General features: G+C 28.5%; 17 protein-coding genes and 1 other annotated feature. Of the genes, 4 read left to right on the top strand and 13 right to left on the bottom strand.

Annotation, left to right across the window (positions count from 1 at the left end):
* Positions 1 to 8 precede the first annotated feature (8 nt).
* The 13 genes from alaS to IC213_RS09685 form a co-directional block, all read right to left on the bottom strand.
* Positions 9 to 2,648, bottom strand: a complete 2,640-nt coding sequence (gene alaS, locus IC213_RS09745; protein WP_227434193.1) for an alanine--tRNA ligase — start codon at positions 2,646 to 2,648, stop codon at positions 9 to 11.
* Positions 2,649 to 2,715: 67 nt separating this feature from the next.
* Positions 2,716 to 2,960: a binding site (T-box leader), on the bottom strand.
* Between the two features lie 141 nt (positions 2,961 to 3,101).
* Positions 3,102 to 4,181: a tRNA 2-thiouridine(34) synthase MnmA gene (gene mnmA, locus IC213_RS09740; RefSeq protein WP_227482242.1), complete on the bottom strand. Its 1,080-nt coding sequence runs from the start codon at positions 4,179 to 4,181 to the stop codon at positions 3,102 to 3,104.
* A 142-nt stretch (positions 4,182 to 4,323) separates the two neighbouring features.
* On the bottom strand, positions 4,324 to 7,167 hold the full coding sequence (locus IC213_RS09735; RefSeq protein ID WP_227863038.1) for a cell wall-binding repeat-containing protein: 2,844 nt from the start codon (positions 7,165 to 7,167) through the stop codon (positions 4,324 to 4,326).
* A gap of 326 nt (positions 7,168 to 7,493) precedes the next feature.
* Positions 7,494 to 7,934 carry a Fe-S cluster assembly scaffold protein NifU gene (gene nifU, locus IC213_RS09730; protein WP_227434190.1) on the bottom strand — a complete coding sequence of 147 codons (441 nt, stop codon included), beginning with the start codon at positions 7,932 to 7,934 and terminating at the stop codon, positions 7,494 to 7,496.
* A gap of 55 nt (positions 7,935 to 7,989) precedes the next feature.
* The gene (nifS, locus tag IC213_RS09725) at positions 7,990 to 9,183 is read right to left on the bottom strand and encodes a cysteine desulfurase NifS (RefSeq protein WP_227834645.1); all 1,194 of its coding nucleotides are present in this window, start codon (positions 9,181 to 9,183) and stop codon (positions 7,990 to 7,992) included.
* A gap of 17 nt (positions 9,184 to 9,200) precedes the next feature.
* A complete protein-coding gene (locus IC213_RS09720; RefSeq protein ID WP_227434188.1) occupies positions 9,201 to 9,650 on the bottom strand; it encodes an RrF2 family transcriptional regulator in 450 nt (149 codons plus the stop codon).
* A 109-nt stretch (positions 9,651 to 9,759) separates the two neighbouring features.
* Positions 9,760 to 10,530: a GNAT family N-acetyltransferase gene (locus tag IC213_RS09715; RefSeq protein ID WP_227855042.1), complete on the bottom strand. Its 771-nt coding sequence runs from the start codon at positions 10,528 to 10,530 to the stop codon at positions 9,760 to 9,762.
* Positions 10,531 to 10,560: 30 nt separating this feature from the next.
* Positions 10,561 to 11,826, bottom strand: a complete 1,266-nt coding sequence (locus tag IC213_RS09710; protein WP_227863037.1) for a replication-associated recombination protein A — start codon at positions 11,824 to 11,826, stop codon at positions 10,561 to 10,563.
* 114 nt (positions 11,827 to 11,940) lie between these two features.
* Positions 11,941 to 12,726: a GTP-sensing pleiotropic transcriptional regulator CodY gene (codY, locus tag IC213_RS09705; protein WP_227434185.1), complete on the bottom strand. Its 786-nt coding sequence runs from the start codon at positions 12,724 to 12,726 to the stop codon at positions 11,941 to 11,943.
* A 163-nt stretch (positions 12,727 to 12,889) separates the two neighbouring features.
* Positions 12,890 to 14,977 (bottom strand): type I DNA topoisomerase, encoded by a 2,088-nt coding sequence (gene topA, locus IC213_RS09700; RefSeq protein WP_227434184.1) that lies wholly within the window; start codon positions 14,975 to 14,977, stop codon positions 12,890 to 12,892.
* 32 nt (positions 14,978 to 15,009) lie between these two features.
* A complete protein-coding gene (gene dprA, locus IC213_RS09695; RefSeq protein ID WP_227434183.1) occupies positions 15,010 to 16,110 on the bottom strand; it encodes a DNA-processing protein DprA in 1,101 nt (366 codons plus the stop codon).
* Positions 16,111 to 16,128: 18 nt separating this feature from the next.
* Positions 16,129 to 17,712, bottom strand: coding sequence for a YifB family Mg chelatase-like AAA ATPase (locus IC213_RS09690; protein ID WP_227482238.1), 1,584 nt, complete (start codon positions 17,710 to 17,712; stop codon positions 16,129 to 16,131).
* Positions 17,713 to 17,742: 30 nt separating this feature from the next.
* Entirely contained in the window at positions 17,743 to 18,087 is a 345-nt protein-coding gene (locus tag IC213_RS09685) for a YraN family protein (RefSeq protein WP_227434181.1), read from the bottom strand.
* Between the two features lie 184 nt (positions 18,088 to 18,271).
* Here IC213_RS09685 and IC213_RS09680 point away from each other — a divergent pair, with 184 nt between their 5' ends.
* The 4 genes from IC213_RS09680 to IC213_RS09665 all read left to right on the top strand — a co-directional run bounded on the left by IC213_RS09680 (position 18,272) and on the right by IC213_RS09665 (position 22,306).
* The gene (locus tag IC213_RS09680; protein WP_227434180.1) at positions 18,272 to 19,435 is read left to right on the top strand and encodes a sensor histidine kinase; all 1,164 of its coding nucleotides are present in this window, start codon (positions 18,272 to 18,274) and stop codon (positions 19,433 to 19,435) included.
* Positions 19,428 to 20,072, top strand: a complete 645-nt coding sequence (locus IC213_RS09675) for a response regulator transcription factor (RefSeq protein ID WP_227434179.1) — start codon at positions 19,428 to 19,430, stop codon at positions 20,070 to 20,072. Before IC213_RS09680 ends, IC213_RS09675 begins: the two co-directional genes overlap by 8 nt.
* 187 nt (positions 20,073 to 20,259) lie before the next feature.
* Positions 20,260 to 21,195, top strand: coding sequence for an ABC transporter ATP-binding protein (locus IC213_RS09670; protein WP_227863036.1), 936 nt, complete (start codon positions 20,260 to 20,262; stop codon positions 21,193 to 21,195).
* 13 nt (positions 21,196 to 21,208) lie between these two features.
* Positions 21,209 to 22,306, top strand: coding sequence for an ABC transporter permease (locus tag IC213_RS09665; RefSeq protein ID WP_227482233.1), 1,098 nt, complete (start codon positions 21,209 to 21,211; stop codon positions 22,304 to 22,306).
* Positions 22,307 to 22,308: the final 2 nt, after the last annotated feature.

Genomic DNA, 22,308 nt, shown 5'->3' with positions numbered 1-22,308 from the left:
AGTGAATGTTATTTAACTTGTGTCTTAATAACCTCACTTGCATAGCTTAGAGCTTGGTCAACCTTAGATATGTCACTAGCTCCTGCTTGTGCCATATTAGGTCTTCCTCCACCTTTTCCTCCAGCTATTTTTGCAACTTCTCTAACTATATTCCCTGAATGTATTCCTTTATCTAACACATCTTTAGTAGCAGTAACTACAAAGTTAACTTTATCATCTACTACATTTGCCAATACTACTACACCAGAGCCAAGCTTATCTCTTAAATTATCTGCTGTTTCTCTTAGTGTATCCATATCCATACCTTCAAATTTATTAGTTATTAAGTTAACTCCATTTACTTCAAGCTTAGAATCAAAAATAGAATCAGCTGATTGTAAACTCATTTTAGTCTTTATATCATGTAATTCTTTAGATAAATTTTTATTTTCTTCTAATAAAGAACTTATTCTTTGAATTAAATTATCTTCTTTAGATTTTAAATTTACACAAACTTCAGATATAATTCCTTCTTTTTCTTTTAAGTATTCATAAACAGCTTTTCCTGTTATTGCTTCTATTCTTCTTACTCCTGCTGCTACTCCACCTTCAGACAATATTTTAAACATTCCTATCTGAGAAGTATTTGTCAAGTGAGTTCCTCCACAAAGTTCTGTAGAATAATCTCCCATAGAAACTACTCTTACTTCATCACCATATTTTTCACCAAATAGTGCTGTAGCTCCTTTTTCTTTTGCCTCTTTTATATTCATAATATCACATTTTATGTCTAAAGATGATAAAATAACATTATTTACTTTTTCTTCTATAACTTTTAATTCTTCATTTGATATAGCTTCAAAGTGAGTAATATCAAATCTTAATCTATCTGGAGTAACTAAAGAACCAGCTTGATTAACATGCTCTCCTAATACTTCTTTTAGTGCTTTATGAAGTAAATGTGTAGCACTATGGTTTCTTGCAGCAGACATTCTAACATCTCTATCTACTAATGTCTTTACTTTATCTCCATTACTTATTTTTCCTGATTTTATTATACCTATATGTTTTATACTATTATTAGCACCTTTTTTAGTATTTAATACTTCCACTACTAAATTTTCGTTAGTTATTAATCCACAATCACCAACTTGTCCTCCACCTTCAGGATAGAAAGTAGTATTGTCTAGTACTATAGATACTTTATCACCTTCTTTTGCATTTTGAACTAATTCATCCTCTTTAACTATAGCTTCAATAATTCCTTCACCATATAATTCACTATATCCATTAAACATACTATCTATAGTAGACTCTAATTTTGATAGAGGGTCTTCCTTCCAACTTTCTCCATCCATATTTCCTCTAGCATTTCTAGCTCTTTCTTTTTGTTTTTCCATTTCTTCATTGAAAGACTCTTCATCTACAGATAAATGTTCTTCTTCCAAAATTTCTTTAGTTAAGTCTATAGGGAATCCATAAGTATCATACAGTTTAAAGGCTTCTTGACCACTTAAAACAGTTTTTCCTTCATTCTTTAATGCTTCTATATATGAGTTCAATATTTCTGTTCCTTGGTCTATAGTTTCATTGAATTTTTCTTCTTCTATTCCAACAACTTTTTTAATATAACTTTCTTTTTCAACTAAAACTGGATATGCTTTATCATTTACCTTTATAACTTCATCTATCAGTTTTTGTAAGAATAATTCTTTTACACCTAATAGTTTACCATGACGAGCAGCACGTCTAAGAAGTCTTCTAAGAACATAGCCTCTTCCCTCATTTGATGGAAGTACTCCATCACTAACTAAGAATGTCACAGCTCTTATATGGTCAGTTATTATTCTTATTGATATATCATTTTTTGGATTTACTCCATATTTTACTCCTGTTAACTTTTCAACTGCTTCCAATATAGACTTAATAGTATCTACTTCAAAGATAGTGTCCACACCTTGCATGATACATCCCATTCTTTCAAGGCCCATACCTGTATCTATATTTTTACTTTCTAATAAACTGTAGTTTCCTTCTTCATCTCTATCAAACTGAGTAAATACATGGTTCCAGAATTCTAGGTATCTGTCACAGTCACAGCCTGGTTTACAGTCTGGATTATCACATCCATATTCTTCTCCTCTATCAAAATATATTTCTGAACAAGGACCACAAGGACCTGTACCTATCTCCCAGAAGTTATCATCTTTACCAAGTCTAACCATTCTTTCTTCTGGAAAATTCATTTCTTTTGCCCATATATCATAAGAATCGTCATCTTCTTCATATACAGTTACCCATATTTTATCTTCTGGGATACTTAGCCATTCTGTGACAAATTCCCATCCCCATTTAATTGATTCTCTTTTAAAGTAATCTCCAAATGAGAAGTTACCCATCATTTCAAAAAAAGTGGCATGTCTTGCAGTTATACCTACATTTTCTATATCTCCAGTTCTTATACATTTTTGAGATGTACACATTCTTAAACTTGGAGGTACTTCTACACCTGAAAAATAATTTTTTAAAGGTGCCATACCTGAGTTTATAAGCAATAAACTCTTGTCATTGTTTGGTACTAAAGAATAGCTATCTGCTACATAGTGACCTTTTGACTCAAAAAATTCTAAAAACTTACTTCTTATCTCGTTTAGTCCCATCTTTTCCATATTATGTTCCTCCTAATAAATTATATTTTTTCGTTTAAATAAAAAACCTCGTCCCTATAAATAAATTTATAGGGGCGAGGACAATCGCGGTACCACCCTAATTATCATAAAAAATTATGATATCTTCGGAAAACCTTAGCTATAACGTAACTACCGTCAATCTCTACTTAAATCTACCTTGTTAATTCAAAGTACATTGTTCAAAATTGCTACTAAAAGGCTGCTTCAAATATTTTATTCTAAGGGCTTTCAGCATGTTCCCTCTCTCTGTAAGACATCAAATACTTTACTATTCCTTATCACTGTATTTGTTTTTAATTAATATAATAATTATATTACTAAATTTTACAAAATTAATCAATACTATATTTTCATATACAATAAATTTATTTTATAAACTTTGTTTTAGATTTATAGACTATATTACTTATTTTATAAGTTTCTTAGATATTTTTATAAACTTTTCTCTATTATTCCTCCGCCTACTACAATATCTCCATCGTACATTACAACAGATTGACCTTTTGTAATAGCTCTTTGAGCTTCATCAAATACTATTTTAATAGTATTTTCTCCAACATTATAAATAGTAGCTGGTGATGGTTTTGCAGAGTATCTTATTTTTGCTTGAACTCTTAATGGCTCTTCTAGTTTGTCTATTGATATAAAGTTAACATCTTTTGCAATAAGTTCTTTTTTAAATAATTCTTCGTTGTCTCCAAGGACAATAGTATTATTTATTGGATTTATATCTACTACAAACATTGGTTTGCCAAAAGTAATTCCAAGACCTTTTCTTTGTCCTATTGTATAGTATAGTATCCCTTTATGTTTTCCAAGTACATTTCCTTTAGTATCTACAAAAAAACCTTCTTCAATACGCTTTTCAGAATGTTTTTTTACATAATTTGCATAGTCATTATCTTTAACAAAACAAATTTCTTGACTATCGGGTTTATTATGGACTGCCATTCCCATTTCTTTAGCAATTTCTCTTACTCTATCCTTTTCATAATCACCTATTGGTAGTAGTGTATGTTTTAATTGTTCTTGTGTAAGATTATAAAGTGCATAAGTCTGGTCTTTTTTATCTGTAACAGATTTTTTTAATAAATATCTTCCTGTATCTTCATCTTTTTCTATTTTTGCATAGTGACCTGTAGCCACATAATCACATCCTATTTGTCTAGCTCTTTTATAAAAATCGTCAAATTTTATATGTTTATTACAAGCTATACAAGGATTAGGAGTTTTTCCTTCTAAATATTCATCTATAAAATAATCTATTACTTTTTCTTTAAATACTTCTCTAAAATTAAGAACATAAAATGGTATTCCTATTTTATTTGCTACTCTTCTAGCATCTTCAACTGCTGATAAAGAGCAACAACCACCTTCATTTTCAACTTCGTCATCGTCTTGCCATAATTTCATAGTAACACCAATGACGTCGTATCCTTGCTGTTTTAAAAGATATGCAGCTACAGAACTATCTACTCCTCCACTCATACCTATCATTACTTTTTTATTCATAAACAAATTTCACCTCATCTTTTGCATTACTTATTATTATACCATATAGAGCAAGCATTGTATTTATTTAAAATATAGCTTGCTCTATTTTCTAAAAAAAATAATATTATTAGGTAATTTTAAAAGATTTAAGGGTAATTTTTTATTTATTAACTACCACTACTGACGCTGTTGTTTCTGTTATTATATTATTAGAATTACTAACATCAACTAGTTCTATTTTCACCTTATAAGTACCTTCTTTATTTCCAACTAGATAAACTTCTGTTGTTGCACCTTGCAATGGAAAACCTTCCTTTGGTCCCCATCCTGTGTTTACTATGTTAAACCAGTTCCCATTGCTATCCTTAGCAATTAGTTGTATTCCATCTAAGTCTGCTGAACCTTCTTCTGGACTTATTTGAACTCTTACATTATTATAATCATTTTTGCCTTTATTTAGTGTAATCTTTACAGGCGTTCTACCATCTACACTTTCAAACTTAGGTATACTGCCATTTTCATCCTCATCTATTTTATTTTCTTCCGTTATATTAGCTATATCATTATTTTCATTTATAGTTATAGAAGCTTTACCCCAAGTAGCAGTTTTTGAATCTTGTGATAATGTACAATCTCCATATCCATTAATAATCACTTTATCTTTATCATAGTTGTCAGTTTTTATTGGAGTATATTCACTTATATTGCAATCACCTGTTAAATCTAGTCTTGCATTAGTTTCATTTACAATTCCATCATCTTTTACATATTCTACATTAACTCCATACCATCCGTTTCCACTTGTTACAAGATTTGAAGCTATTACTGATGAACCATTTACTATTAAACCTGCCCCCTTATTATTATTTAAAGTTACATTGTTTAATTCAACATTTCGTGATAAATAAACATGCATTCCTGATTTATTTAATTTGTCTGAATCTAAACCTGTTACTTTTAGATTGTTTATTTTTACACCATCTTTTCTGTCTATTGTTACTATATTTTCGTACCCTGGTTTAGTATCAGTAAATTCTACAGCTTTTTTCAATTCAGCATTATTAATACCATTTATAACTATTTTTTTATCTATAACAACTGGCTTTTTAACATCTATTTGTCCACTTATTTCCCACACTTGACCATCTTCTTGTAAAGCAAGTGCTTCTTCTAATGTATCAGTATCAGTAATCTTTATTGTCTCCACTTTAGCAGGTTCAGCTACCGTTACTGTAATAGTTGGAAGTGATACTCCTTCTGATAGCTTATATCCACTTGATAGACTTGCACTAAATATATACTTTCCTGCTACTTGGCTAGCATATTCTGGTGTACTTTTCCAAGTTACACCTACTTTTGTATTAGCCACTCCAGACACAGTTGCTGATAACTCTTTTGGTAAGTTTAACTTACTTAATTCCGTTCCATTTTCTACATTTTGTACTTTTATTGAATTATCAAGTGCTGTTATTGATGTTATCAATTTATCTTTTACAGATGAACCACCACTTGAACTTCCTCCACTTGATGAAGAGCCTCCAGATGAACTTCCACCTGGTTTAGTGCCATCTACACTTGGAGTCTGAGAACCTTCTACTTTGTCAGTTATTGTTCCTTCATTTTTTATATTTGTTCCTGTAGCATCATTTTTTATGTTTGTTATTTTTCCGTTGTTTTTAACTACAACATTGCTAGAATTATTTTGTATTTCTACTTTTTCTATTTTTGCTCCACTTTCATTTATTATTGTTCCACCTTTACTATCCTTAACCAAAACTTTATTTATTGTACCTTTATTTACTATATCTGCATTTGGAGCAGTTACTACTATCGTACCTGTATATGTACCATTTAAATTTACAGAAATTGAATTATTAGTACTCAATGATAAATCATTTGACATAGTTCCTGATGGCTTAATATTTATAACATCATTTGCATCAGCTTTATCTAAAGCTATTTTTAACTCTTCTATATTTTTAACTTCATATGTTGTTGTAGATTGTGATTTTTTTATCTCAGAAAAAGCATTCTCATTGCCTGAACCACCAACCTGTGTAACTGTTTTTAAGCTTTTAGTATTTAATACTTTTTCTTGTTCTTTATTTAATTTATTTCCAACTAAAACTACTGGTGAATTATTTTTTGCTGCCAATGAACCTACTGCTAATGAATCTATAAGATCTCCTTGTTTATTCATACCATCTTTTGTTATATATGCATTTTTCAACTCTTTTGAACCATATAATCCACTTATAACAGCCGCATTAGTTTCATTTCTATCTTTTCCTGATAATCTTTTAGGACTAGGTAAAGTGCTTTTTGTAGCTTCTGAAATCGACTGCACTCCTCCTATTACATAAGATGTTTTTATACCTTTATCTTTTATAAATTGATTTGATTGTTTTATTCCATCTTCTGGACTAGAAAGAATTATTGGCATTTTATTTTGAGCAGCCGCAGCTCCTACACTTACTGCGTCAGCAAGACCTTTTTCTCCATTAACTACAACTATCTCTGAAATATTACTACTTGTTTTTCTTACAAGAGACTCATCTAATTTTTTAGCTATTTCTAAAGAAGTTTGATATCTATCATTTCCTGAGATTCTTTCTGTATCAATTTTCAATGATTTTAATTGTGTCTCTACCTCTGAACCTAAAGTTTTTGTCCCGCCTATTAAATATACTTTTTCTGCTTTTAACCTTATTATTTCTGCTTTAGTTCTATCATCTAGTTTATTGTTTTGTGTCAAAAGAATTGGTGCATTCTTAGAACCAGCAAAAGGAGTTGCAGTCAATGCGTCTACTATAGTATTATCATTAACTAATATCACATTTTTAGATGTATCCCATCCTTTTTTACTTATTTGTATGGCAGTTTCCCATCTACCTGAACCTTTAAGTGTATCACTGTTTGTTTGAGCACTTGATATGCCTACTGTCGCACTGCTAACTACTAATGATATAGTAAGTATTGCTGCTATCCTCTTTGGTATTTTCATAACTGTTCCCCCTAATATTGTATTTAGTTGAAATGTGCCTTTTTAAAGAAAATAGCATTTTTAAGTAAAAATTTCTGAAAATATATTTTTATATGAAATCCTTGTAAACGATTGATTTGCTGAGATTTTTTATATTTTTTAATGTTTAAATATTATGGATGTGTATATTTTTTTATTATTTCATTAATTTCCAAAACGGGCTAGAATGGCAGTTTTAACAATAAAAAATAGCCGTTTTCTTTAAAACGGCTATTTTTCATATTACTATACCATTATACACTTTTTTAAAATGATTTTAAACTTTTTTTGGAAAATTATTCCTTATTTTATTCTTCTTCCTCAATATCATGGTCATGAGCATCATCTATAACATATCCATCTAATTCTGGTATATGGATATTATTCTTTTTAGCATAGTCTATAAGTGCTGCTTTTACAGCTTGTTCTGCTAAAACTGAACAGTGCATTTTTACTGGTGGTAAACCATCCAAAGCTTCAGCAACAGCTTTATTTGTAAGGTCTAATGCATCTTTTATAGTCTTTCCTTTTATCATTTCAGTTGCCATAGAAGAACTTGCTATAGCTGAACCACAGCCAAATGTTTTAAACTTAACATCTTTTATTATGTCTCCTTCTATGTCTAAAAATATCTTCATTATATCTCCACATGTAGGATTTCCAACTTCACCTACACCACTTGCACCTTCAATTTCTCCCATATTTCTTGGGTTCATAAAATGTTCCATAACTTTATCACTATATTGCATTATTTTTTCCTCCTACATTAATTTATGCCTATTTTTTATGTCTTATCTATTTTGTCTATTTTACTAATCCTTGTTTCTTTGCATCATCGTAAAGTGGTGACATACTTCTAAGTCTTTCTATAACTTTTGGTAAATTTTCTAATATATAATCTATATCATCATCCGTTGTAAAATCTCCAACTGTAAGTCTCAATGAACCATGTGCTATTTCATGTGGTAAACCTATTGCAAGTAATACATGTGAAGGGTCTAATGAACCAGAAGTACATGCAGAACCACTTGAACCAGCAATTCCTAACATATCTAATAGTAAAAGTATTCCTTCACCTTCTATAAATTGGAATGCAAAGTTTGCATTTCCTGGTAATCTATTTTCTAAACTACCATTTATTCTTGTATAAGGTATTCTTTCTAAAACACCATCTATTAACTTATTTCTAAGACGAGTTAAAGTCTCAACATGGTTTTGCATATTTGCTTTAGCTAATTCTGCTGCTTTTCCATATCCAACTATTGCAGGTATATTTTCTGTACCTGCTCTTTTGCTTTTTTCTTGTGCTCCACCATGGACAAAGTTATGAAGTCTTACACCTTTTCTTATGTATAAAGCTCCAACACCTTTTGGTCCATATATTTTATGTGAAGACATACTCATTAAATCTATTCCTAATTCTTTAACATCTACTGGAATATTACCTGAAGCTTGTACTGCATCAGTATGGAATAATATACTGTGTTTTTTAGCTATTTCAGATATTTCTTTAATAGGTTGTATAGTTCCTATTTCATTATTTGCAAACATTATACTTATTAGTATAGTAGTATCTTTTATTGAATCTTCTAATTGTTTTAAATCAATTTTTCCTTCGCTATCAACATCTAGATAAGTTATTTCAAATCCATGATGTTTTTCTAAGTATTCACATGTATGAAGTATTGCATGGTGTTCTATTTTTGAAGTTATTATATGATTACCTTTATTTTTATTAGCATAAGCTACACCCTCTAATGTCCAGTTGTCACTTTCTGAACCACCTGCTGTAAAATATATTTCATTAGGTTCAGCATTTATAAGGGCTGCTACTTGTTCTCTTGCTTTATCTAAAGCATCTTTTGCTTCTCTTCCGAATGTGTGAAAACTAGATGCATTGCCAAAATAATCTGTTAGGTATGGCATCATTGCATCTAATACTTCTTTTTTAACAGGTGTTGTTGCAGAATAATCCATATACAATCTTCTTTTTTCCATTACATTCATCTCCAAATCTATTTTTTAGTTATATTTGTTATATCATTTTCTAATTTATTTTTGTTATAGTCATTTATCATATCTTTAAGAGTAATTGAATCTATAACATCTTCTATACCCTTTTTCATCTTTTCCCAAACTATTTTTGTTACACACATGTTTGAGTTTTCACAGACATCTTCATCTAGTACACAGTCAGATAATGCAACTGGACCTTCCAATACTACAAGTATATCTCCTACTGTTATGTCTTCAGCATTCTTTGAAAGCAAATATCCTCCTTGAGCACCTCTTACACTTTTTACTAGACCCGATTTTTTTAAAGATGAAAATATTTGTTCTAAGTACTGGTCCGATATTTTTTGCTTTTTAGCAATAAATTTTAATGACACTGGTCCATTATCTTGATTTAGTGCTAATTCAAACATTGCCTTTAGTCCATATCTACCTTTAGTAGACAACTTCATACATTATCACCTCTATATAGAAATCTAATTCATACTGTTTTAGTAGGAATTACTTTCAACATAATTTTATTATACCCTACTAATTTTGTCAAGATTAATTTTAATTTTTTTATTTTGAATAAATCCCCCATTTTCCAATGTTTTCAAATCCTAATTTTTTATATATCTTTCCAGCTTCTTCATTATCATAAAACAAACAAGGCATTTTATTCTCTCTTAAAAGTTCTGAACATAGTTTAATTAAACATTTTGTAGCAAGCCCTCTAGCTCTATATTTAGGATGTGTACCTACTCCAATTATCATTGCATGAGTCCTGTTTTCTGATGTACTCTTTGCCATTGATACTACTTCTTTGTTAATCTCTATACAATATCCTCTACCTGTTCTTAAACCATTTTTTAAACTATCTAAAGTTGTACTGTGGAATTCATCTATCAAATCATAAAGCCTAACTGTTTTCTTTAGATTTCCAAGTCTAATTCTCTTGACCTTTTCATTACAATGATTGTCAACTAAAAATTTTTTAGTTCGAAGCTTACAAAAATCAACTATTTTTAGATTATTAAGTCCTAATCGCTTTGCTAAAGCATCTACAGCACTTATTTTTCCAGAAATTTCTTCGTAATCAGTGTCACAAAGCAATTCATAAAAGCCTTCAACATCATACTCTCCATCTGAATAAAACATCATAAATTCAAAATATTTAAGTAGTACTGCTCTGATTTCACCATTTAAACCTATATCTGCCCATAAATTTAAAAAGTTATTTCCATATCCATATCTTTCAATATCCCCTATTATAAATAAATTGTACTCAGGTTCTTTTTTTAAATATTTCATAACTCTACTATGATAACTTGAGTTAAGCTTTATAATCATAATATCTACCCCCGATACATAAAATTCAACTTAAAAATCGCTATCCAAATATTCTAGATATTTCTTTATATTTTTCTCAGTTTTGTTTTCTTGTGGTATGTAGTAAATACTATCTTTTATGCTATCTGGTAAATACTGTTGTTTTACATAATGATTTTTAAAGTTATGAGGATATTTATATCCACATCCTCTACCTATATCTTTAGAACCAGAATAATGAGCATCTTTTATACTGTTTGGTATGTCTTTAACAAACTCTCTATCTAATTCATCTAATGCTTTCATTATTGCCATACATGCAGAATTAGATTTTGGTGATGTAGCTAAAAGAACAGTAGCTTCTGCTAATGGTATTTTTGCTTCAGGAAATCCAAGCTGCATAGCTGAATCTACACAGGCTTTTACAATAACAACTGCATTTGGATAAGCTAAACCTATATCTTCACTAGCTATTACTAAAAGTCTCCTACAGATACTTATTAAATCTCCACCTTTTACAAGTCTTGCTAAATAGTGTATGGATGCCTGCGGGTCACTTCCCCTTATAGATTTTTGAAATGCACTTAAAATATCATAATGACTATCACCATTTTTATCATAGTTTATAATTTTATTAAATGTAGATTTTTTTACTACATCTGAATCTATATAGATTATGTTATCTTTATTTGGTTTAGTTGAATAAACTACTAATTCTAAAGCATTTAAAGCCCTTCTCATATCTCCATCAGAGATAATAGCTATATCCTCAATAGCATCATTATTACATTCAATATCCATATAACTATCTTCATTTAAAACTTCAATTGCCCTTCTTAAGCCTTTTTCTATATCTAATTTTTCTAAAGGCTTAAATTCAAATATAGTCGCTCTACTTAGAAGAGCTTTATATACATAATGATATGGATTTTCTGTAGTACTAGCAATCAAAGTTATACTACCATTTTCCATAAATTCTAATATCGACTGCTGTTGTTTTTTATTAAAACTTTGTATCTCATCTATATATAGTAAAACCCCATTTATATTATTTATACTTCCAAGTTCTGCTATTACTTTTTTTATATCTTCTAGTGATGAATTAGTGGCATTTATTTTATAAAAATTTTTATTGCTTTTTTCTGCGACAATTTCTGCTACAGTAGTTTTTCCAACACCTGGTGGACCAAAAAATATCATATTTGGCAAAAAATTAGTCTGTAATATCTTAGACAATATTTTTCCATTACCAATTATATGACTTTGACCTATTACATCATTCATTGTTTTTGGTCTTATTTTATCTGCTAAAGGCATATTCCCACTCCTATTCAAAAAAAATATTTCATGATTATTATCCCAATAATCCGTCTAAAAAAGGTATCTATTTGAAATAGATACCTTTTCTAATCACAATCTATAAAATTTAGATTATTGATTGTTTTTTAATTTTTTTAATTCATCTGTAAGTTTATCATTAAGTATTCTTATATGAGTTCCTTTCATACCTAATGATCTTGATTCTATCACACCTGCACTTTCAAATTTTCTAAGTGCATTTACTATAACTGACCTAGTTATACCAACTCTATCAGCTATTTTACTTGCTACAAGTAAGCCTTCTTTACCGTCTAATTCAGCAAAAATATGTTCAACTGCTTCAAGCTCGGAGTAGGACAGAGTGCCTATTGCCATTTGAACTACAGCTTTTTTTCTCATTTCTTCTTCTAATTCTTCACCTATTGCTCTTAATATCTCAAGACCAACAACAGTTGCACTGTATTCAGCTATCACTAAATCATCATCATTAAATGACATTGAATATCTTGAAAGTACTAATGTTCCAAGTCTTTGTCCACTTCCTAATATTGGTACTACAGTAGTATATTTTTGTAATCTTCCTTGTTCTTCAGGGAAAATCTCTAATATCTTCTCACCATTTAAGTTTTCTAGTGTCTCATCAATTTTTAATAAGTTTTGAGTATATTCTTCTGAGAATTTTTTTTGCTTAGTATATTCGTCTTCTATAACTGAGCTATCTTCAATATCATTTAAATGAAGCCCTAGAACTTTACCTTTTGCACTTACTACATAAACATTAGAATTTAATACATCTCCTAATGCTCCGGCCAGTAAATCAAAAGAGACACTGCTTCCACCACTTGTTTGTAATGTTTTATTTATTTTTCTTGTTTTTTGTAATACTTCACTTGCCATTTAATCATCTCCTCATGAAATTTAGGCCTTTTAATAACCTTTATATTTTCTAATATTATTCTCACTTTTAATGAAAATTTATTTTTATATTAGTTGTTCACACTTGAAAGATTATCATAGTTTGGAACCTTTTTCAAGATAATTATGTGATTTTTTTCAATTTTCACTCTTTTCCGTCATTATGCTCTTTTGACTCTTTGTTACATTCTTTATTGGAGCATACTGTTTTCGTTTCAGATTTAGTCACTTTTTCAACCATATATGAACCACACTTTTCACAAAACTCTCCTGTTGGCTTATTCCAAGCTACAAAGTCACAGTTTGGATAATTAGAACATCCATAAAAAGCTTTCCCTCTTTTGGATTTTCTAAGGATAATTTCTCCTTCTTCACATTTTGGACATTTAACACCAATTTTATTCATAATTGGTCTAGTCGTTTTGCAATCAGGATAGTTTTTACAAGCCATAAACTTTCCAAACCTACCATATTTTATAACCATATTAGAGCCACAGTTTTCACAGATTTCATCAGTTTCTTCATCCATATTTATTTTTTCTATATTCTCAAGTGCTTCTTCAATGGCTTCTTTAAGTGGTGCATATGCTTCAGATACAATTTCTTTCCAATCTGTATTTCCCTCTTCTATGACATCAAGCTTACTTTCCATATCAGCAGTAAAATCTACATCTATAAATTTATGAAAATTATTTTCTAAAATATCAGTAACTATTATTCCAAGTTCTGTTGGGCATAGACTTGTGCCTTGCTTTTCAACATATTCTCTATTTAATATAGTAGCTATTGTTGGAGCATACGTACTTGGTCTACCAATTCCCAGTTCTTCCAATGTTTTTACCAAACTGGCTTCTGTATATCTTGCTGGTGGTTGTGTAAAATGTTGGTCTGGCAATATATTTTCTATACTTAATATATCTCCTTTTTCTATACTTGGTAGAATCTTATCTTCTCTTTCTGAAAAATTGTATACCTTAGTATATCCATCAAATTTCATTTTTGAACCAGTGGCTTTAAATACAATATCTCCAGCCTTACATTCTACATTTAGTATATCGAATACTGAATCCTCCATTTGACTTGCTATAAATCTTCTCCAAATTAAATTATACAGCTTATATTGGTCTTTACTCAATGAAGCTTTTATGCTATCAGGAGTTCTATCAACGGAAGTTGGTCTTATTGCCTCATGTGCATCTTGAACCTTTTTAGTGTCTGGTTTTTCTTTTTTTTCTACAGGGTTTTTATAATAATTTTCACCTAAGTCACTTATTATATAATTCTTAGCTTTTTCTTTTGCTTCATCAGATATTCTCTTAGAATCAGTTCTTATATATGATATAAGACCAACAGTGCCTTCACCTTCTATATCTATACCTTCATATAGTTCTTGCGCTATCATCATTGTTTTTTTAGTAGTAAAAAACAACTTATTTGCACCTTCTTGTTGAAGCATACTTGTTGTAAATGGTTTTGGAGCTGATTTACGTCTTGATTTAGATTCTATCTTTTCAACTTTTAAATCCTTTCCTTCCATTTCTTTTAGTATTTCATTAACAGCATCTTCATTTTCTAATTCAATTTTTTCATCGTTCTTGCCATAAAATTTTAAAGTTATATCTTTATCTTTTGCTGTCTTTGCTTCAACATCTATTGTCCAATATTCTTTTGGAATAAACGCTTTTATCTCTTTTTCTCTATCACAAATTAATTTTGTTGTTACTGATTGTACTCTACCTGCACTAAGACCTTTTCTAACCTTTTGCCATAATATAGGGCTTATTTGATATCCTAAAAGTCTATCCAATACTCTTCTAGCTTGTTGTGCATCTACTAAGTTTATATCAATATTTCTAGGATGCTTAATTGCTTTTTTAATTGCATCTTTAGTTATTTCATTAAACTCAATTCTACAATCATCAGATTCATCTAAATTTAGTATATGAGCTAAATGCCATGATATAGCTTCACCTTCTCTATCAGGGTCAGTTGCTAGATACACTTGTTTAGATTTTTTAGCTTCTTTTTTTAATTCCTTTATTACATCGCCTTTTCCTCGTATATTTATATATTGAGGTTCAAAATTGTTTTCTATATCTACACCTAATTTACTTTTAGGTAAATCTCTAACATGACCAACTGATGCTTTTACTGTATAATGACTTTTACCTAAAAATTTTTCTATGGTCTTAGCTTTTGCAGGCGATTCTACGATGACTAATGTTTTGGCCATAAAACCACACACCCCCACTACCTAATCTTAATTTATACATTTAAACTGTACGTTTTATTATTCATCTCTATTACTAACTCATTTAGTACTAATTCATTGATTATTGAATTTACATACTTTATTTCTATACCAGTATAATCACAAATACTATCTATATGCAAGCTTCCTTCTCTTTTTATAGCTTCAATTATTTGCTTAGACTTGGCATTTAAACTTATATTATCATATTTTTGATTTATTTTTTTATTGATAATATTAAATATGTTATACTCATTCAAAATATCATCTATATTTTCAATTAATTTCGCACCTTCTTTTATAATTTTATGACATCCTCTACTCATTTGAGAATTTATATTACCAGGTACTGCAAAAACATTTTTTCCATGTTCAAGAGCAAACTCTACTGTTATTAATGCACCACTTCGTATTGCTGCTTCTACAACCACTACTCCATCACTTAATCCACTAATAATTCTATTTCTATTAGAAAAATGATATGGAGCTACTGTTGAGTTAATATTATACTCTGATAATAATAGTCCCCCATTTTCTAATATTTTATTTGATAAATGTAAATTTTGTTTTGGAAGAGGGTTGTCTACTCCTGAACCAAGAACCGCTATAGTCTTAGATTTTCCATTCATACAACCTATATGTGAATATGCATCTATTCCTATGGCTAATCCACTTACTATATTAACTCCATATTGAGACAATTGACAACTCATTGTTTTTGCACAATTAATTCCATAAGCTGTAGGCTTTCTTGAACCTACTATAGCTATATTGAAATTATTATTAACTAAACTTATGTCACCTTTGTAAAATAATAACTTTGGAGCATTGTATATATTCTTCAAATTTTCAGGATATTCTTCGTCATATTGGCAAATATATTTAATTGTTTTTTTGTAAAGTAGTTCTTTTATATTTTCTAAATAAGCGTGACCTCTATATTTTACTATATTTTTTCTAATATTCAAGCTTATATTTTTTAAATTATATATTTCTTTTTCAGAAAAATCAAATATATCTTCAATATTTACTATATTATTTTCTATTATTTCAATTGTTTTTGTTGTTATTCCACTAATTGATTTTAACCATAAATAGATATCTTTTTTCTCCATAAAATACACCTCAAAAACTTATTTAAAATAGCTATAATAAGCTCTTCTAAATGAAAAAGCTTCTATAATACACTGTGAATTTATCAACTCTATTCCTTCTAAATCAGCTATTGTTCTTGCCATCTTTAAAAGTTTTGTATAACTTCTACTACTTAAGTTATATTTATTAAATATTACTTTAGCCATTTTTGAAGCTTCTTTTTCTAATTTACAATATTTTAATAAATTAGAAGCCTTAATTTCACTATTATTTTTTATATTATCTTCTTTAAATCTATTTATTTGTATTTTTCTAGCATTTTCTACTCTCGTCTTTATTTTTTGAGAACTTTCTTCTTGTTTTGATGAATTTAAATCATCATATTTTACAGTATTTACTTCTACAAAAATATCAAACCTATCTAATAATGGTCCTGATATTTTATTTATGTATTTATTAATTTCATTGCTCCTACATCTACACTCTGTATTTGACATATAATAACCACATGGACATGGATTCATAGCTGCAATTAGTAATACTCTACAGGGATATTTTGTACTGTACTTTACTCTAGATATATTTACATACCCATCTTCTATAGGTTGTCTCAAAGTCTCAAGTATTTTCCTATCAAATTCAGCGATTTCATCTAAAAACAAAATCCCCCTATGTGCTAGTGCTACTTCTCCAGGTCTTGCATCTGTTCCTCCACCAATTAAAGACTGCTTTGTAGTTGTATGATGAGGCGCTCTAAAAGGTCTCTTATCGATTATGCCTTTATTTTCATCTATCATACCCAATACACTATAAACCTTACTTACTTCTATCATCTCTTCTATACTTATATCTGGCAAAATTGTTATTACTCGTTTTGCAATCATTGTTTTACCTGAACCTGGAGGCCCAATCATAAGCATATTATGATTTCCAGCAGCGGCTATCTCTGCGCTTCTCTTTATAAAATAATTTCCTCTAACATCCTTAAAATCTTCATCATGTTTGCTTTCTTTTGTATCATAAAACTCAGGATATTTACAATATGTATAATTCCCATTTGTTTCTATTTCTTCATTTAAAAAAGACATTATTTTTTCTTTATCGACTTTTATTTCTCCATTTAAAAACCCTATACATTCTTTTAAACTTTTAATAGGTATTATATCAATTTCTTCTATAAATAAACTTTCTCTTATATTGTCAACTGGTATAAAAATACGCTTTATATTTTGGGTTTTTGCACCTATAATTATTGGTAATATCCCTCTTACTTTTCTTATTTTTCCATCTAGTGATAATTCTCCTATAAACATACTTTCTCTTATATAATTTTCATCTTTTTCTATTAACCCTCTTAAAAGACCTATACTTATTGATAAATCTAAAAAAGCACCTTCTTTTTTTATATCTGCTGGTGATAAATTTACAACAATTCTTGTATTTGGAAATTTATATCCACTATTTATAATAGCTGATTTAACTCTCTCTCTCGCCTCTTTAATTTCCTTACTTGGAAGACCGACAATATTAAAGCTAGGTATACCATTACTTGTATCCACCTCAACCTTTACTAGAAAACTTTCAATTCCTATTAAATTACTTGAGTTAATAATACTTAACATATAATAATCCTTTCCAAACCTTTATCTTTCTTAAAAAGCATTCATTATGTGATTTACTCTTTTTTCTGATAAATAAACTTCTACAATATCAAATCTTATGGGAATATTATGTAAATTATTTTTTGTGATATAGTATTTAGCAATCTCAACTATCTTTTTTCTCTTCTTGAAATTTACAGATTCACAAGGATAACCATACCTTAAACTAGACCTTGATTTTACTTCTACAAATACAATCTCATCATCTATCCTTACTATTATATCGACCTCTCCAATCTTTAATCTGTAGTTTTTTTCTAATAGTTTTGCGCCTTTTGACAATAAATAATTAATTGCTACTTCTTCTCCAAAATCACCTTTTTCTTTGTTATTCATTTTTTACTCCAATACATTAAATTTTTACTTTTTGATTATGGTCAGTATACGATTTAACTATTCAAATTTTTTAGATTGATTTTATTTCTATTAATATTAATAGATACTTCTATTGACTTTATTCTTTTATGATATTATCCTAGTTTTCATAAGGAAAGTTTATTTTTATGGAGGAGTCCTTTTAATGAATAGAAAAAAATTAGTTACTTTTATACGATATTTGTCCCTATTTATAGTACTTGTAAGTTCTTTAAACACTACTGAAAATATATTGTATCCAGTTATAACCATAATAATATTATTTCTAATTATAATAAATAATCAAGTCAGATTTTTTTCTTTATCAAATAATAGTAGACTTGTACTTATTTCTTATTTTTTAGAATTTGCTTTAATTTTCATATTATATAATTGTACAAAGACTTTTAATTCAGTTTACTTTGTTCCTTTAATTTTGGACATATCATTTTTTATAAATGAAAAATACAAATACATATTATTATTTTTCATTATAGTATCTTCTTTTATTATTAGTTTAGACAAAAACTTGTATCTAGCGTTGGAATCAAGTTCAATATTATTGATTATATCTATACTTTCTATATATATAGAAAGTGAAAATATATCTAAATTATACAATCAAAACCTTTATGATAAACTTAGAATTTCTAAAGATAAATTAAAAAAATCTAATTCTGATTTAGAAATTTATGCAAGTTCTATAGAAGAACTAGCCATTTTAAAAGAGAGAAACCGAATATCTAGAGAAATACATGATAGTGTTGGACATTCTCTTTCTACAACAATAATACAGCTAAGTGCTATAGAAAAGCTCTTAACTGATAAGCCAGAAGTATCTGATTTAGTACATGAACTCAGAGAATTCGTAAATGAAAGTTTTCAAGATGTTAGAAGGGCTATATCTGAGTTAAAACCTATTGAATATGAAAATTATCAAAATTTATTTAAAATTAAAGAACTAATTAAAAGCTTTATTAAGCTTACAAATATTAATGTAAGACTAACTATATCAAAAAACACTTGGAACCTATCTAGAGCTCAGTCTATAGCTTTATATAGACTTATTCAAGAATCGCTTTCCAATGCATCAAGACATGGAAAAGCAAGTAAAATCAAAATTTTTATAACATTTAATCCTTCAAATCTTATAGTTACGATTAGTGATAATGGTATAGGATGTGAAAATATAAAAAAAGGAAATGGAATTAACAGTATTAGCGAAAGAATATATGAACTAAATGGAAAAGTTGAATTTGATAATCACAATGATGGATTTACAATTAGAGCTTCTTTTCCCAAATTTTTAGGGGGTGATTTTTTTGAGTAAAATCAAAGTTCTTATAGTTGATGATGAAAAACTAATTAGGAAAGGTCTTAAGATTATATTGTCATCTTATGATGATTTGGAGATAATTGGAGATGCCTCTAATGGATATGAGGCTTTAGAATTTTGTAAGTCAAATGAGGTAGATGTTGTTCTTATGGATATTAGAATGAATATTTGTGATGGTGTTTTAGGTACAAGACTTATAAAAGAATATGATGAGTCAATAGCACTATTAATTTTAACTACATTTAATGATGATGAATATATAAAGGATGCAATGAAATTTGGAGCTTCAGGTTACCTTTTAAAAGACAGCTCTGATGAAGTGTTACATGAGGGAATACGCTCTTCATTTTTTGGCAATGTTGTACTTGACAAAAATGTAATTGAAAAAATTATGTCAGTTGAAAAAACTGTCGAACACGAACATATTTCTAATATATATAATTTAACTGAAAAAGAAATATCCATAATTAAGTTAATTGCAGATGGGCTTAGTAATAAAGAAATAAGTCAAGAATTATTTTTATCTGAGGGTACCATAAAAAATAATATAACTAATATTTTAGGTAAATTGGAACTTAGAGATAGGACTCAATTGGCTATATTTGCTTTCAAAAATAAAATTGTAATATAATATGTCAATAAAAAAGCTAAACTATAAACAAAATTTTAAAAAACTTAACTTATAATAAATATAAAACTATAAAGTGACTTAAGTCACTTTTTTTAGTGACTTATAGTAATAGAAATACACCTATTAATTCTTTATTATAATATTATAGATTTTTAAATTACACAAAAATATTTTGGGAGGGATTTTTATGGATATAGTTAAAGTAAATAATATAACAAAAAGATTTAATGATAAGTTAGCACTTGATAACATTAGCTTTTCTGTTAAAGAAGGGGAAATATTTGGACTTATTGGTCCAAATGGTGCTGGTAAATCTACACTTATAAGTATAATTACCAACCTTACTTTACCAAATAGTGGTAATATTCAAATAAATAGTATAGATTTGTCAGCAGATCCTATGAGTGCAAAATCTATAATAGGATTAGTTCCACAGGAATTAGCAATTATGGAAACACTAACTCCTTTTGATAACTTAGAATACTTTGGAGCTTTCTATGGATTGAAGGGCAAGTTACTTCAAGAGAGAATCAATGAGGCCTTGGAAGTTACAGGTCTAGCTGAAGTTAAAAAGAAAAAAGTAAAAAAATTATCTGGTGGTATGCAAAGAAGATTAAATATTGGGATAGCACTTTTAAACCACCCTAAAATATTAATATTAGATGAACCAACTGTAGGTGTTGACCCTCAATCAAGAAATCACATTTTTAATTTTATAAAAGATATATCTGAAAAACAAAAAACTACTATTATATATACATCTCATTATATGGAAGAAGTTGAACATCTTTGTTCTAAAATCTTTATTATGGATGAAGGTAAAGAAGTTGCTTTTGGGGATAATAATTATCTAAAATCAATAGTATCTACAAGTACAAAATTAATTATGGAAATAAAAAATATAAATGCTCAACTTATATTTGATTTAAAAAATACTAAAGGAGTTATATCTGTTTTAGAAAATACTTCAGTAATAGCATTAGATGTAGATAAAAACTTTCTGCTAACAGATGCACTTTCTGCTGTTGATAAAAACAATTCAAAGGTAGTACGTATATCTTATGAAGAACCTAGTTTAGAAGATGTATTCTTAAATCTAACAGGTAAAAATTTAAGAGACTAATGGGGGTGATTTTATGAAATTATATATAAGTGTAAAAACTATGTTAAAAGGTCTGAAAAGTTCCTTCATGATTAGTTTGCTATATTTCTTGGCTCTTCCTTTACTTTTAGCTTGGTTCCTTGGAATGGTAACAGGAGATATGTTTCAAAATCCTATAAAAACAGAACCTATATCAATCGTTGTATATGACAAAGATAGTTCCAAGTTATCAAGTAATTTGACAAACTTTTTAAAAGATGATTTATCTTCTGTACTAAAAATAAACAAAGATGATTCTGATGCAGATTTAAAACTTACAATACCTAAGGGATACGAAAACAATATTCTAAATGAAAAATCAAATACTTTAAATATAGAAAAACTTGGAACTAATGATGACTTAGCAATACTACTTCAAAACATATTAGATACTTATCATGAAAAATTATATTTAAATAATTCTCAAAAACTAAGTTCAGAAGATTTTTCTAAGTTGTTTAATAAAAGTTCTATTGCTACTTCTATAATAAAAAGCGATATCGAACAAAACTCATATGAATACTTTGCTTTAGTTTCATTGGGATTCCTTGTAATAATTTTCATAATGAATAATATTTTGTCAAATTATATAAGTGAATCAAAAGGGCTTTCAAAAAGACTTTATTCTATGCCTATAACTAGAGTGCAGTATTTAATTTACGACTTTGTAGGTTTATGGATTTACTCATTTATATTTCTATTATTATATGTTTTATTTTTTAGAATACTAGGAATAACATTTAAAGGTAATCTTGCCATATTGACCTTACTATGTGCTTTGTCATCATATTTTATGACTTCGATATCTACTTTTGTAACTAGTTTTTTTAGCAAAAAATATGGTACATTCATAGTTTATATGTTACTTTTCTTACAGACAATTTTTGGAGGTATTTTTAACATGATAAGTGAAACTTTTACTAAGTTTACTAGTTTATCTCCAACTTATTTGATAGGAGCTCTATATAGTGACTATGAAAGCTTCAATACTTTAAGTTCAATAAGTAATTTAATTGTAACATGCTTAGTTGCCTCTACAATATTGATTATATTCTCTATTGTAAAAGAAAAATATAAATGGAGGGAGATTTAATA

This window comes from Clostridioides sp. ES-S-0049-02, from assembly GCF_020658465.1.
Classification (GTDB): domain Bacteria; phylum Bacillota; class Clostridia; order Peptostreptococcales; family Peptostreptococcaceae; genus Clostridioides.
This window is presented reverse-complemented; position numbering and strand designations above follow the sequence as displayed.